The sequence below is a fragment of the Providencia sp. NPDC089933 genome, assembly GCF_049545585.1.
GTDB lineage: Bacteria > Pseudomonadota > Gammaproteobacteria > Enterobacterales > Enterobacteriaceae > Providencia > Providencia huashanensis.
On the sequence record NZ_JBMWDT010000012.1, the window covers coordinates 99,973 to 113,287 of the forward strand.

Consider the following 13,315-nt stretch of genomic DNA (forward strand, 5'->3'; position numbering starts at 1 on the left):
ATATTTAATTGGGCTTATTCTGCACTTTAGGCGAGTAGGTAAATTGGCGAAATAGCTCGCGGCTTTTTAAGGGCTTTCCACCTAAGTAGGGTTTAAGGGCAATGCGAGTGAAGCGTTTGGCTGCTTTCAATGTATCAGCATCTGGGAATTCTCTACTAGCCAGTGCTTTAAGTTGCTTACCTGTGAAACTGAGCTGGTCAATAATTAAACTACCAATAAAACCTTTTTCTTCACGGTAACGGTAAGTCATAGTATCGGAAACTGGCTCTCCACTGCCTGCACAGTGTAGAAAATCCACCCCATAACCAAGGTAGGAAAGCAGTGCCAATTCAAATTGGCGTAAAGCAAATTCTGGGGTCTGTTCACTTGCTGCGAGTATTTGCAAACAGGAAAGGTAATCAAAAAATAAGGCTGAATAAGGAGTGCCAAATTCTAATACTCGAGCGGTTAATTCATTAAGGTATAAACCGCTATATAAAACCGTCCCCGTTAAAGGTAAAGCCAAGGAAACAGGGTCAGCATTAATGAGTGTTTTGATTTCACCTTTGCCTCCCCAACGGATCAGCAAAGGTGTGAAAGGCTGTAAACAGCCTCTTAATGGTGAGCGGTTACGGCGAGCACCTTTCGCAAGCAAGCGAATTTTCCCTTCACCTTCAGTGAAAAAATCAAGTAATAAGCTTGTCTCACTGTAAGGCCTTGAATGGAGTACAAACGCACGTTGCCAACCACTCATTCTGCCACCAATTATTTGAGGTCGTCGACATAACCAAGGCTGCGCAATGCTCTTTCGTCATCAGCCCAACCAGATTTAACTTTAACCCAAAGCTCAAGGTGTACTTTATTATCAAACATTCTTTCCATATCAATACGTGCTTCAGTACCAATGGTTTTCAGTTTGCTACCTTTGTTACCAATCACCATTTTCTTCTGGCCTTCTCGCTCAACCAGAATCAACCCATTGATATGATATATACCCGAATCCGTCACTTTAAATTGTTCAATTTCTACAGTCACTGAGTATGGCAATTCATCCCCAAGAAAACGCATTAGCTTTTCACGGATGATTTCCGATGCCATAAAACGCTGGGAACGGTCGGTGATATAGTCCTCAGGGAAATGGTGAGTCGCTTCAGGTATATGTTGCTTCACAATCTTAGCAATTGTATCTACACCCGTGCCTTTCTCCGCACTGATAGGAACAACATCCAAAAAGTTCATTTTCTGGCTAATCATACCGATATGCGGCAACAATATCGTTTTATCGACCACATTATCAATTTTATTGATCGCTAAAATAACAGGGCAACGTAAGCTAGACAGCTTAGTCAATACCATTTCATCATCAGGCGTCCAATTAGTGCCTTCAACCACAAAAATAACTAATTCCACGTCACCAATTGAGCTCGATGCGGCTCGATTCATTAAACGGTTAATAGCTCGTTTTTCTTCAATATGTAACCCTGGAGTATCTACATAAATAATTTGGTAATTATCTTCTGTATGGATCCCCATAATACGATGGCGAGTCGTCTGAGGCTTTCTCGATGTAATCGAAACTTTTTGCCCCAGTAATTGATTTAATAATGTTGATTTACCAACATTTGGCCGCCCAACTATAGCCACAAAGCCACAGTGGGATTGTAATTCACTCATTCAAGCTCCAAAATTTTCAATGCTTGCTCTGCGGCGGCTTGCTCTGCTTTACGGCGACTTGACCCAACCCCATTAATAGGCTGTTCAATACCGCTGACTTGACAGTGGATCGTAAATTCTTGATCGTGAGCTTCACCTTTTACCTGAACAACTAGATAGTTAGGTAATGGTAAATGACGCCCTTGCAGATATTCTTGTAACCTTGTTTTCGGGTCTTTTTGTTTATCACCCGGACTGATTTCATCCAGTCTACTTTGATACCAATCTAAAATAATTCTTTCGATCGTTTGAATATCACTATCTAAAAAAATACCACCGATCAGTGCTTCAACAGTATCAGCAAGGATAGATTCGCGACGAAACCCACCGCTTTTTAATTCCCCCGGCCCTAAACGCAAGCATTCACCGAGTTCAAATTCACGGGCAATTTCCGCTAATGTATTTCCACGCACAAGTGTTGCTCGCATTCGGCTCATATCACCTTCATCCACTTTAGGGAAACGATGATATAAGTCATTTGCAATAACAAAACTTAATATTGAGTCCCCTAGAAATTCTAGGCGCTCATTGTGTTTGCTGCTTGCGCTTCTATGTGTTAAGGCTTGGATTAATAACTCATTTTGATTGAATTGATAACCAAGCTTACGCTGTAATCTTTCTAGTAAAGAGGGGTTCATGTGCGCCCAACCATTTTTATTTGATAAAAAAGCACACGCAACAGACCTGTAAAATAAGCCATTTTACAAAACTGTTGCGTTTGCACTGACTCCCGAGTCAACCCACATTTTATACAGCTCAGTAGAACTAATTATAAAATACCATTAGTTACCATGCATTATAAAGGAGGGTTAATAATTGGAGAGCCAATAATATTAATTAAACTATATTGTACACTGGGTAAAATAATAATGCTTCGGATTATGCGGATTTTCAAATGAAAACCCGCACAACCACCGTTTGGCAGATCCAATTAATAAGATTATAGTGGACCAATTCGGCTAAAGCGAATACCTGTAGGCCATTCGTTTTCTTGTTTATCCAAACTTAACCAAATAAACACAGCTCGACCAACTAGGTTTTCTTCAGGAACAAAGCCCCACATACGGCTATCTAAACTGTTGTCCCTATTGTCACCCATCATAAAATAATGCTTTTCAGGCACAATCCATTCATTCTTTGGCATACCCGGTTGCAAATACCTTGCTTCAGTAATAGCTTGGCGAATAATTAGGATTTGATGCTCAACGGTGCCTAATTTTTCGCTACGCTCATACTGGCGCAGTGCATTTCTAGGTAATGCTTCGTCCAATGGGATTTCATAATTACCCTTTTGGCTGTCAACAACAGAATCAACATCAAAAAACATCGTCCATTCACTCGGTGCCAATGGACCATAAGTAATAGGGAGTTTTTCCGTGCACTTGTTATCAGCACAATTTGGGTAAATAGTCAGTTCTTTCGCATCTGGGTTATAAACGATTTTATCCCCAGGCATACCAATCACACGTTTTACAAAATCAACATTTGGATCTTTCGGGTATTTAAATACCGCAATATCACCACGTTTAGGTTTACCAGTTTCGATTAATGTCGTCTGCGTAATTGGGTCTTTTAGCCCATAAGCAAATTTCTCAACCAACATAAAGTCGCCAACTAATAAAGTTGGCATCATTGACCCTGAAGGTATTTGGAATGGCTCATAAATAAATGAGCGGACAACCAGCACAATAGCTAACACAGGGAAAATAGATGACCCTGTTTCAAGCCATGAAGGACGGCGAACTGCATTCGCAACATCCGCTTCACTCACTGCACCGTTAGTCGCATCCTGTAATTGCTTTAGCTTCGCTTTACGAGCAGGTGCAAATTTAAACTTGTCTAAACACCATATAATCCCTGTGATTAATGTTGCCAGTGTTAGGATCAAGGCAAAGGTGTTAGCCATTGAGTCTCCTTGTAAACTTAGTTGTCTTTACCAACATGCAATATAGCAAGAAACGCTTCTTGTGGTAATTCAACATTACCTACTTGTTTCATCCGCTTCTTACCATCCTTTTGCTTCTGTAACAGTTTCTTCTTACGGCTAACGTCACCGCCATAACACTTGGCAAGCACGTTTTTACGTAGTTGTTTAACTGTAGAACGAGCAATAATATGGTTACCAATCGCCGCCTGAATCGCAATATCAAATTGTTGGCGAGGTATTAGTTCTTTCATTTTTTCGACAAGTTCACGCCCACGATGTTGTGAATTTCCGCGGTGAGTAATCAAGGCGAGGGCATCAACACGTTCGTTGTTAATAAGAACATCGACCCGCACCATATCCGATGGTTGGAAACGTTTAAATGCGTAATCCAACGATGCATAACCACGAGAGGTTGATTTCAAACGATCGAAGAAGTCCAGAACAACTTCAGACATTGGAATATCATAAGTAAGCGATACTTGATTACCATGATAGACCATATTGGTCTGAACACCACGTTTCTCAACACACAATGTAATCACATTACCTAAATACTCTTTAGGCATCAGCATGTGACATTCTGCAATTGGCTCACGCAGTTCTTCAATATTATTCAATGCAGGTAGCTTCGAAGGGCTATCTACATACACAATTTCACCGTTGGTTTGTTTTACTTCATACACTACCGTTGGTGCAGTAGTAATCAGGTCAAGGTCGTATTCACGCTCTAAACGCTCTTGGATGATTTCCATGTGTAATAAGCCAAGGAAACCACAACGGAAACCAAAACCGAGTGCCGTAGACGTTTCTGGCTCATAGAATAATGATGCATCATTCAGGCTAAGTTTACCAAGGGCGTCACGGAAAGCTTCATAGTCATCAGAGCTTACAGGGAATAAACCTGCATAAACCTGTGGTTTTACTTTTTTAAAGCCAGGCAGCGCTTTTTCAGCAGGATTACGAGCACCTGTTAAAGTATCACCTACTGGTGCCCCAGTGATATCCTTAATCGCACATACTAACCAGCCTACTTCACCACAATTTAATACATCGCGGTCAATTCGCTTCGGTGTAAAAATACCAAGGCGGTCAGCGTTATACACTTGACCTGTACTCATGACTTTGATTTTATCGCCTTTTTTCAAGGAGCCGTTTTTAATACGGATCAATGAAACAACACCTAAATAGTTATCAAACCATGAGTCAATGATTAAGGCTTGCAAAGGCGCATCCGCATCACCTTCTGGTGGGGGGATCTCTTTAACCAGACGCTCAATCACATCTTGAACGCCAATCCCTGTTTTTGCTGAACAGCGAACAGCATCATGTGCATCGAGCCCCACGATATCTTCTATTTCATCCGCAACACGCTCAGGGTCTGCCGCAGGCAAGTCGATTTTGTTCAAAACAGGAACAACTTCTAGGTCCATCTCAATAGCGGTATAACAGTTTGCAAGTGTTTGAGCTTCAACCCCCTGCCCTGCATCAACCACTAACAGGGCACCTTCACATGCTGCTAATGAGCGTGATACTTCATAAGAGAAGTCAACGTGGCCAGGTGTGTCAATGAAATTTAATTGGTATGTTTCACCATCCGCAGCGGTATAATCGAGTGTAACACTCTGTGCTTTAATGGTGATCCCACGCTCACGTTCTAAATCCATTGAGTCTAAAACCTGCGCCGCCATTTCACGATCTGTTAAACCACCACAAATCTGAATAATACGATCTGATAAGGTAGACTTACCATGGTCGATATGAGCAATGATAGAAAAGTTTCTTATGTTATTGATTTTCAAGGTAATATCTTCTTTTAAATTGCCTTACAAAATCAGCTTTGTGCAAATATCGCGACAAAACTAAAATGCTATGATTATCACAAGATTGTTAATTAGCAGCATTTTACATACAAGAACCCACTAACACAAAGATTCAATGTAAAACAACTGTAAACCTGTATAAGGTTAATAAGTTAGTTATCGTAATTTATCGCTAACTCCCCTGTAAAATATACTGTTTTATACCACCGTGCTTATACTATTTTCATTCCTGCTCGAAATAATCTAAAAAGCCAATGAATTGCTAATCATCCATTTATTAATAAGCTTTAAACCGCAAAAGGGAAACTACATGTTTCCCTTTTTAGTGATAGTACCAATTTATATTTCGAATACAACCCATTGAAATTTAGCAATTAACTTGTATCGAAAGCTCTGTCGGAGGTAACCCAATTTGTAAAACCACAGGTTGAAAAGCTTCGTCATCACGCCATTTTGACGCCAACTTACGTGCTATAAAAAAGCCAATTACACCACCAGCCACACCAGACATAGCTATCCAAAACTGTTCTAAGCTAAATGATTGCGCTAGACCTGCAAAAATAAATAACCCTAAAATAGGCGTTAAATAAACTAATAGTGCAGAGCGTATCAGGCTACCTTCTGGAATACCGACCTCAATCTTTTGCCCTACCACCAGTGGCTGTTCAATCGCAATTTCTAATTCATGTTCCGTATTTGGCCCTATTTTACTTAATGCGTAAGAACCACAGGTTTTACGAGCACCGCAACTTCCACAGCCAGATGAAGAACCATAGCGCAATAACGCCCTACCGTTTTGCCAACGGACTACTGTTGCCCACTCTTTTACCATAACTTACTCCCGGAACTGAATACTACCCGCCACGACTTGTGCGGTTGCCAACGGTAATTCACCGATGATAGTGACCACATGTTGTTTTTGCGCCATCGTATAAATTGTCCGACGCCCATTTTGTAAGGGTTGATCTAACAACGGGCCTTTTGCAGATTTTGTCACATTAACAGAAAAGGTAAATAGACCATCACTAAACATCGCCGTTTCGACTATATCGTCTTCAGCTAATTTACGTGAAGAGCGCGATATTTCTTCGAAGCCTGGTGGCAACATACCGATTTGCCACTTAAATGAGGGATTGCCATTTTTGGGCGAAATCAATAAAGGCGGCATATTTACCTTGCTCAAGGTAAGCAACGAATCTTTCACTGTTTTGCTATCGAGTACCGTTGAGATCACACGAAATTGTTCAAGTGTTTGACTATTATTATCGAGAAGATCGATACGTAATGGTAATTTCGTTTCTTCATCGATCAATACTACATAGTTAAAACGTGAATTGTCTTTCGATATTATGCGGATCACTAATGCAGGTCGGTCACCAATATGAGTGCGCCCTGCATCAATAAAATTATAATACGGTTTAATTTGTTGATAATTAGCAAAAATTACCGAAGGTAAGTTATCAACAATATTTTTGCCATTTAAGCTAAATGCATCAAACCCTGGCTCAAAATAGCTAATGCTGTCACCTTTTTGCACAATTTCACGTCGTGACGAATCCATCTGGATCATCTGAGAAACAGGCTTACCATCAATAATAGTATGGCGATAACGTACAGGAGTAATTGATTGAGGGTTAAATGTCACAAATGACATTTCATAAGAGAGAGCTTGGGCAGCATTTCCCATTTCTTTAAAAAGAACATCGGCATCTTGTTCAGATGCCGAAGCTTGATTAGAAACAATCAGGCTGCCCGTCAGGCAGATGACGGATAACCATTTATTCATTATTGCAATTTAACTCCTGCTGAAGACGCAGCTTGTGCAGGTTCTTGATATTGCTGATTCTGATTCAACATTGAGCGTCTTTCAATTTCATACTGCTGCAACATTGCATTAATACGTTGATTTTGCTGCTCAACTTGTTGCAGTTGTTGCTCGTTACCAAACAGTTGATTATCAGATATATTTAAGCTTACTGGCGCACCACTTCCTACTGGAATTGTGTTAAACATAGGCTCATCAACTGGTGAATCAACAGCATCACTTTGATTATATTGTTGAACACCAACAATCACAGCCAGTGAAACACAAGCTGCCACACCAATTTGGGTTAATTGACTCGCCCAAGGACGAATTTTGCCCCAGAATGGGAAGCTTCCCCAAGTCGCAGGTTCAGGCTGCGATTCAACAACTACCTGAGGATTAATACGCACAGCTTCATTCTCTAGTGCTGCCGCAACTTTACTAGCAATATCAAAATGCATGACCTCGCTAGTTTCGTTACGTAGAGTATCACGAATAAGATGATAGCTCTCCCAACGTTGCTTTAACGTTGAATCACGTGAAATGGCGTTTACTAGTTCTAAATCTAGAACTTCGCCATCCATCATTGCGGAAAGTTTCTCTCTTTGCATGCCCAATTACCTTCAGTTAATTGCATCACAATTATAGTTAATTGACTGATTTAACAATACTAATACTGTTGAATCAGAGGTTGTACTTTATTATCAATCGCTTCTCTTGCTCTAAAAATACGCGAACGTACAGTGCCAACAGGACAATCCATAATTTCTGCGATTTCTTCATAGCTCAAACCATCTAGTTCGCGAAGCGTAATTGCCATTCTTAAATCTTCTGGCAATGATTCGATGGTTTTAAAAACGACTTTCTTTAATTCATCAGACAACATTAAGTTCTCTGGGTTCGAAATTTCTTTTAAAGCACCAGCGGTTTCAAAGTTTTCTGCATCACTCGCTTCGAGATCTGACGCGGGTGGACGCCTATCTTGAGCAACTAAATAATTTTTAGCCGTATTAACCGCAATACGATAAAGCCAAGTGTAAAATGCGCTATCACCACGAAATGACCCGATGGCACGATACGCTTTTATAAATGACTCCTGAGCCACGTCAGGGACGTCGGCCTGCGGCACATAGCGAGAGACTAGACTTGCAACTTTATGCTGATATTTTATTACCAGTAAGTTGAAAGCTTGTTGATCGCCTTTTTGCACCTTCTCAACCAATATCTGGTCAGTTAATTGCTCGCTCATTCCAGGAAGTATCTCCCGAATTCAAGCTGATAATATGTTAACTTGATCATGTTCTCCCTTCCTAAAGCAAGCACTACTTTGAGTAGTAGAACTAGTTGAAGTTCAATTAAATCTAAAAAAATAGTCAATAATTTACAAAACGGCCAACGTTGCTGTTTCGATGATCCTAAAAGATCTTCATTAAAACAACTGTATATAACATTTCCGTCTCTCATGAATACAGCATACGAATTTTGTAAATAAATACTATTACCACCACACGAAACCAATTTGAATATGTAAATAGACTTAGGTCAATACATGTTTACTAAACAGCAATCCATCAATAGCAATAGACAATCCAATAGGCTAACATAAAAAACTCAATACATACTATTATATACACGCAAACACTTATGAACGCATCCACACAGCATTACACTGATATCTTAATCATTGGGAGTGGTGTCGCAGGACTTTCAGCTGCCTTACGGCTCGCCCCCTTTCATCAAGTGACTATTCTCAGCAAAAGCAACCTCAGTGAAGGGGCTTCCTACTACGCACAAGGTGGTATTGCCGCCGTTTTTGATGATACCGACAGTATTGAATCTCATGTTGAAGATACCCTCATCGCTGGTGCGGGTATTTGCCAAAAAGAAGCGGTTGAATTTATTGCCTCAAACGCTAAGCATTGTGTTCAGTGGCTGATCGACCAAGGTGTTTTATTTGACACCGAAATCACCGAAAGCGGCGAAACACAATATCATTTAACCCGTGAAGGGGGTCATAGCCATCGGCGGATCTTACATCATGCGGATGCCACAGGTAAGGAAGTTGAAACAACTTTAGTCGATCTTGCCATTGCCCACCCTAATATACATATTAAAGAACGCTATAACGCCGTTGACCTTATCCTTTCTAATCCAGCCAACTCTTCTCGTATTTTAGGTGCCTACGTCTGGAACCGCCAAAAAGAACAAGTCGAAACAATCCGAGCAAAAACAGTTGTGTTAGCAACGGGAGGTGCTGCTAAAGTTTATCAATACACGACAAACCCTGATATTTCTTCTGGCGATGGCATCGCAATGGCATGGAGAGCCGGCTGCCGTGTTGCTAACCTTGAATTTAACCAGTTCCACCCAACCTGTTTATTCCACCCGCAAGCACGTAATTTTTTACTAACAGAAGCATTGCGCGGAGAAGGGGCTTATTTAAAACGCCCTGATGGTAGTCGTTTTATGCCAGATTATGACGAGCGATGCGAACTTGCTCCTCGTGATATTGTTGCTCGGGCAATTGACCATGAAATGAAGCGCCTTGGTGCTGATTGCATGTATTTGGATATCAGCCATAAGCCTGATGATTTCATAAAAAACCACTTCCCAACCATTTATGCGAAACTAATGACTCTAGGGTTAGATCTCACAAAAGAGCCAATCCCAATTGTGCCTGCGGCTCATTATACTTGTGGTGGCGTCATTGTGGACAAAATGGGTATGACCGATATCACCAACTTATATGCTATAGGGGAAGTGAGTTACACCGGTTTACACGGTGCAAACCGTATGGCCTCAAATTCACTCTTAGAATGCCTTGTATATGGCTGGTCAGCAGCAGAAAACATCAATAAAACCATAAAACAGATCGATGAGATCCCTTATTTGCCTGAATGGGATGAAAGCCGAGTGCATAATTCGGATGAACAGGTTGTAATCCAACATAACTGGCATGAATTACGCCTATTTATGTGGGATTATATGGGGATCGTTAGAACCACCAAACGCCTTGAGCGCGCCTTACGTCGTATTCATCTATTACAGCAAGAAATCCATGATTACTATGCGAATTTCCGTATTTCAAATAATTTACTGGAATTACGAAACCTCGTTCAAGTTGCTGAATTAATGGTACGTTGCGCGCTAGAGCGCAAAGAAAGCCGTGGGTTACACTATACACTTGATTATCCAGACCCATCACCAAATTCAGGGCCTACCGTTTTAATACCTGAATAGAGGGTCACAAAGCCGGCACTGGTGTCGGCTTTTCTTTAGCTAGCTTCACGGCATATAGCTTAGTACTTTAAATAAAATGGCTGAATAAGTTTACGAAATGCTTCGGTATATTCATTATTTTCATTTTTTAGCGCTAAAGATGTTTGTTGTACCGATGCTTCCTGTAATTGAATACCCAGCAGCATACGGTGATAACCAGTTTTAGGTTTATCGCTAATATCGACGCGAAAAGCTGTAAACCAGCCAGATTTCCCTGCCATATCCTGCAATCTTTCCCCAACTTCGTATGGTAAGACTAAACAAAACAGCCCATGGGGAGCAAGACAGGACTTCGCACTTTTTAGCAATACATCATGGGTTAAAGCACATGTATACCTTGCTTGGTCTCGTTTTTTATCACGGCATGCGACCGCAGGTTCAAAATAAGGCGGGTTACTCACAATCAAGTCATACTGAGTCAGCGAATGCTGGCTATAAGTAATAATATCTTGGTTAATTATATGTAAGCGTTCCGCCCAAGGTGATTCATTAAAGTTTTCTTGTGCTTGCGCCGCTGCTTCATGGTCTAATTCGACGGCATCAACACGCAATGTTGGGTTTCTTTGGGCTAACATCAGGGCTATCAAGCCACTACCACTGCCAATATCTAAAGCTGCTCTAACCCCTTTTACGGGTGCCCAAGCCCCCAGCAACACGCCATCAGTCCCCACTTTCATTGCACATCGGTCATGTGCGACAAAAAACTGTTTAAAAGTAAACCCACCTTTGCGGTAATTTTGTTTTAGTTCACACATGCAAACACTCTAATTGGACAATATTTATTCTATCGTACTCATTTTGAGCAAATAAAAATGATAATTTAACCTATTCGCTACAATATTATTCTTATATTATGAGAATAATATTTGAGACGAATTTTTTTTACTGCTAAGTTCAAAAAAAGGAGATGCAATGAATAGTATAAATCGAACCCTAGACATCTTGTCATATATCACAACCAGTGCATCTCCGGTGACGCCTCAGGCTATCTCATCTGCATTAGGCATCCCATTATCGACAGTTTATCGGTTGCTGGCAATTCTCATAAATTGGGAATTTCTCTCTTATGCAAAACAATATGGCACTTATTGTGTCGGTTCGCAGAGTATCAAAAACCAAGAAAAATACTATCACCACAGTTTATTGATGGGAGCTTCTAAACAAGAGCTACAAAAGCTAGCGAAAAAAACGCAAGAAACCGTGGCGATAATTACTTCAAACTTACGGGAAACTATTTGTGTAGACATGATTGAAAGTGAACAGGCCTTACGCTGCTCTTTTATTATTGGTCGTGGTAATACCTTAATAAAAGGAGCAAGTGCAAAAACGTTACTGGCCTTTCGTCATGAACAATACCAAACCCATGTATTTGAAACACATGCGAAACAATTAGCACATGAGCAAAGTAAATTTAAATTACAACAAGACCTACTGCAGATACAAAAACAAGGCTATGGCGTGTCTATCAGTGAAATTGACGAGGGCGTATTGGGGGTTTCTGCCCCTATTTTCAAAGGAAATGATGTTTTAGCTGTAATTTCAGTTATGGCGCCTGAATTCCGTTCCACTCATCGCGTCGATGAATTTATTACGCATACTTGCCAAACAGCCCATAACATTACTAAATTAATTAACCTGGAGTAACTATGACACAAGCTTTCCAATGGCAAGGGCGCACAGATGGTGAAACACAAGAACATTTGCGCATCCATCAGGTCATTAACCAACACGCTCCTGCTAAATTTGCCTTAATTGGTTTTGCGTCCGATGAAGGCGTTAGACGTAATAAAGGCCGTCAGGGGGCCAAAGCGGGTCCAAATGCTATTCGCAGCCAACTTGCAGGGTTGCCAATTCATCAACCACTTGCCATCAAAGATAACGGGACAATTAGCTGTGATGACGGTGATCTCGAAGCCGCACAACGCCGTCTATCTGATGAATTAGTAGCTATATTATCTGCTAACCAAAAACCTATCGTCCTAGGTGGTGGTCACGAAGTGGCATTTGCCAGCTTCCAAGGCCTGTTTGACTATGTTGAACAATATCAAGCGGGTAAAACAATTGGTATTATTAACTTTGATGCGCATTTCGATTTACGCGAAGCCCCTATTGCCACTTCCGGCACGCCATTTTTGCAATCTGCCATGTTATGTCAGCAATACCAACGTCCTTTCAAATACTTATGCTTAGGCATCGCAGATCATGGCAATACAAAAGTCCTATTCGATACCGCTGATACGTTAGGTTGCCAATATATCCGCGATAAAGAATTAGCTTATACCAAGCTACCTCAAGCAATTGAAAAAATTAAAAAATTCATTGACGATGTCGACTATTTATATGTCACCGTAGATTTAGATGTATTTTCTGCAGCCATTGCGCCAGGCGTTAGTGCACCAGCACCGAAAGGTATTTCTACTGAAATTTTTGATGAACTATTTGCCATTATCAAAAGTAGCCAAAAAATTGCCGTTTTTGATATCGCAGAATGTAACCCTGAGTTTGATATTGATAACCATACCGCCAAACTCGCAGCTTATTTGATTTACCAATATTTATTCTAATAAAACAACACAACAATTCGACTGATAAATACACTGTTTCTCACGCTGTTAAGATAACTTACTTTCGAGCACCACAATAAAAATAGCTTTGAAATTGATTATCAAATTAGCTGTAGCGCAATATCTTAATGGTTTTTAACTATTGAATTTCGCGTTACAGCTAGGCGGCAAGTGACGTTATCCCTAGGAGCATACAAAAGTATGTGACTAGGGTAGCGGAGCGCGGCTA

The 13,315-nt window shown here is 40.7% G+C and carries 13 protein-coding genes; 3 read left to right on the forward strand and 10 right to left on the reverse strand.

From position 1 onward, the window contains the following. Positions 1-4 precede the first annotated feature (4 nt). The 9 genes from recO to rpoE all read right to left on the reverse strand — a co-directional run bounded on the left by recO (position 5) and on the right by rpoE (position 8,492). On the reverse strand, positions 5-733 hold the full coding sequence (gene recO / locus ACPEH5_RS16735; protein WP_129466143.1) for a DNA repair protein RecO: 729 nt from the start codon (positions 731-733) through the stop codon (positions 5-7). Positions 734-744: 11 nt separating this feature from the next. Then, positions 745-1,653: a GTPase Era gene (gene era, locus ACPEH5_RS16740; protein ID WP_042844713.1), complete on the reverse strand. Its 909-nt coding sequence runs from the start codon at positions 1,651-1,653 to the stop codon at positions 745-747. Beyond that, complete coding sequence (gene rnc / locus ACPEH5_RS16745; RefSeq protein ID WP_042844714.1) at positions 1,650-2,330, reverse strand: ribonuclease III; 681 nt, start codon at positions 2,328-2,330, stop codon at positions 1,650-1,652. Before rnc ends, era begins: the two co-directional genes overlap by 4 nt. A 302-nt stretch (positions 2,331-2,632) precedes the next feature. Beyond that, complete coding sequence (gene lepB, locus ACPEH5_RS16750; protein WP_281111115.1) at positions 2,633-3,598, reverse strand: signal peptidase I; 966 nt, start codon at positions 3,596-3,598, stop codon at positions 2,633-2,635. Positions 3,599-3,615: 17 nt separating this feature from the next. Then, positions 3,616-5,412 carry a translation elongation factor 4 gene (gene lepA / locus ACPEH5_RS16755; protein ID WP_042845371.1) on the reverse strand — a complete coding sequence of 599 codons (1,797 nt, stop codon included), beginning with the start codon at positions 5,410-5,412 and terminating at the stop codon, positions 3,616-3,618. 394 nt (positions 5,413-5,806) lie between these two features. Continuing rightward, the gene (rseC, locus tag ACPEH5_RS16760; RefSeq protein ID WP_042844716.1) at positions 5,807-6,271 is read right to left on the reverse strand and encodes a SoxR-reducing system protein RseC; all 465 of its coding nucleotides are present in this window, start codon (positions 6,269-6,271) and stop codon (positions 5,807-5,809) included. 3 nt (positions 6,272-6,274) lie between these two features. After that, on the reverse strand, positions 6,275-7,225 hold the full coding sequence (rseB, locus tag ACPEH5_RS16765) for a sigma-E factor regulatory protein RseB (RefSeq protein ID WP_042844718.1): 951 nt from the start codon (positions 7,223-7,225) through the stop codon (positions 6,275-6,277). Continuing rightward, positions 7,225-7,854, reverse strand: coding sequence for an anti-sigma-E factor RseA (rseA, locus tag ACPEH5_RS16770; RefSeq protein WP_042844719.1), 630 nt, complete (start codon positions 7,852-7,854; stop codon positions 7,225-7,227). Before rseA ends, rseB begins: the two co-directional genes overlap by 1 nt. A gap of 59 nt (positions 7,855-7,913) precedes the next feature. Next, positions 7,914-8,492 (reverse strand): RNA polymerase sigma factor RpoE, encoded by a 579-nt coding sequence (gene rpoE, locus ACPEH5_RS16775; protein WP_042844720.1) that lies wholly within the window; start codon positions 8,490-8,492, stop codon positions 7,914-7,916. Positions 8,493-8,887: 395 nt separating this feature from the next. Between rpoE and nadB the strand changes: the two genes are divergently transcribed. Then, entirely contained in the window at positions 8,888-10,483 is a 1,596-nt protein-coding gene (gene nadB, locus ACPEH5_RS16780) for an L-aspartate oxidase (RefSeq protein ID WP_042844726.1), read from the forward strand. 59 nt (positions 10,484-10,542) lie between these two features. Here nadB and trmN read toward each other — a convergent pair whose 3' ends face one another. Continuing rightward, positions 10,543-11,277 (reverse strand): tRNA(1)(Val) (adenine(37)-N(6))-methyltransferase TrmN, encoded by a 735-nt coding sequence (trmN, locus tag ACPEH5_RS16785; protein ID WP_129466145.1) that lies wholly within the window; start codon positions 11,275-11,277, stop codon positions 10,543-10,545. A gap of 157 nt (positions 11,278-11,434) precedes the next feature. On the opposite strand from trmN, the gene ACPEH5_RS16790 reads away from it, so the two are divergent. Then, the gene (locus tag ACPEH5_RS16790; protein ID WP_281111111.1) at positions 11,435-12,166 is read left to right on the forward strand and encodes an IclR family transcriptional regulator; all 732 of its coding nucleotides are present in this window, start codon (positions 11,435-11,437) and stop codon (positions 12,164-12,166) included. Between the two features lie 2 nt (positions 12,167-12,168). Then, positions 12,169-13,086 carry a formimidoylglutamase gene (gene hutG / locus ACPEH5_RS16795; RefSeq protein WP_071548222.1) on the forward strand — a complete coding sequence of 306 codons (918 nt, stop codon included), beginning with the start codon at positions 12,169-12,171 and terminating at the stop codon, positions 13,084-13,086. Positions 13,087-13,315 lie beyond the last annotated feature (229 nt).

Excerpts from the sequence above, each read along its gene's own strand:
- recO (WP_129466143.1), bottom strand. The coding sequence starts at position 733 with ATGAGTGGTTGGCAACGTGCGTTTGTACTCCATTCAAGGCCTTACAGT.
- era (WP_042844713.1), bottom strand. The coding sequence starts at position 1,653 with ATGAGTGAATTACAATCCCACTGTGGCTTTGTGGCTATAGTTGGGCGG.
- rnc (WP_042844714.1), bottom strand. The coding sequence starts at position 2,330 with ATGAACCCCTCTTTACTAGAAAGATTACAGCGTAAGCTTGGTTATCAA.
- lepB (WP_281111115.1), bottom strand. The coding sequence starts at position 3,598 with ATGGCTAACACCTTTGCCTTGATCCTAACACTGGCAACATTAATCACA.
- rseC (WP_042844716.1), bottom strand. The coding sequence starts at position 6,271 with ATGGTAAAAGAGTGGGCAACAGTAGTCCGTTGGCAAAACGGTAGGGCG.
- rseB (WP_042844718.1), bottom strand. The coding sequence starts at position 7,225 with ATGAATAAATGGTTATCCGTCATCTGCCTGACGGGCAGCCTGATTGTT.
- rseA (WP_042844719.1), bottom strand. The coding sequence starts at position 7,854 with ATGCAAAGAGAGAAACTTTCCGCAATGATGGATGGCGAAGTTCTAGAT.
- rpoE (WP_042844720.1), bottom strand. The coding sequence starts at position 8,492 with ATGAGCGAGCAATTAACTGACCAGATATTGGTTGAGAAGGTGCAAAAA.
- nadB (WP_042844726.1), top strand. The coding sequence starts at position 8,888 with ATGAACGCATCCACACAGCATTACACTGATATCTTAATCATTGGGAGT.
- trmN (WP_129466145.1), bottom strand. The coding sequence starts at position 11,277 with ATGTGTGAACTAAAACAAAATTACCGCAAAGGTGGGTTTACTTTTAAA.
- ACPEH5_RS16790 (WP_281111111.1), top strand. The coding sequence starts at position 11,435 with ATGAATAGTATAAATCGAACCCTAGACATCTTGTCATATATCACAACC.
- hutG (WP_071548222.1), top strand. The coding sequence starts at position 12,169 with ATGACACAAGCTTTCCAATGGCAAGGGCGCACAGATGGTGAAACACAA.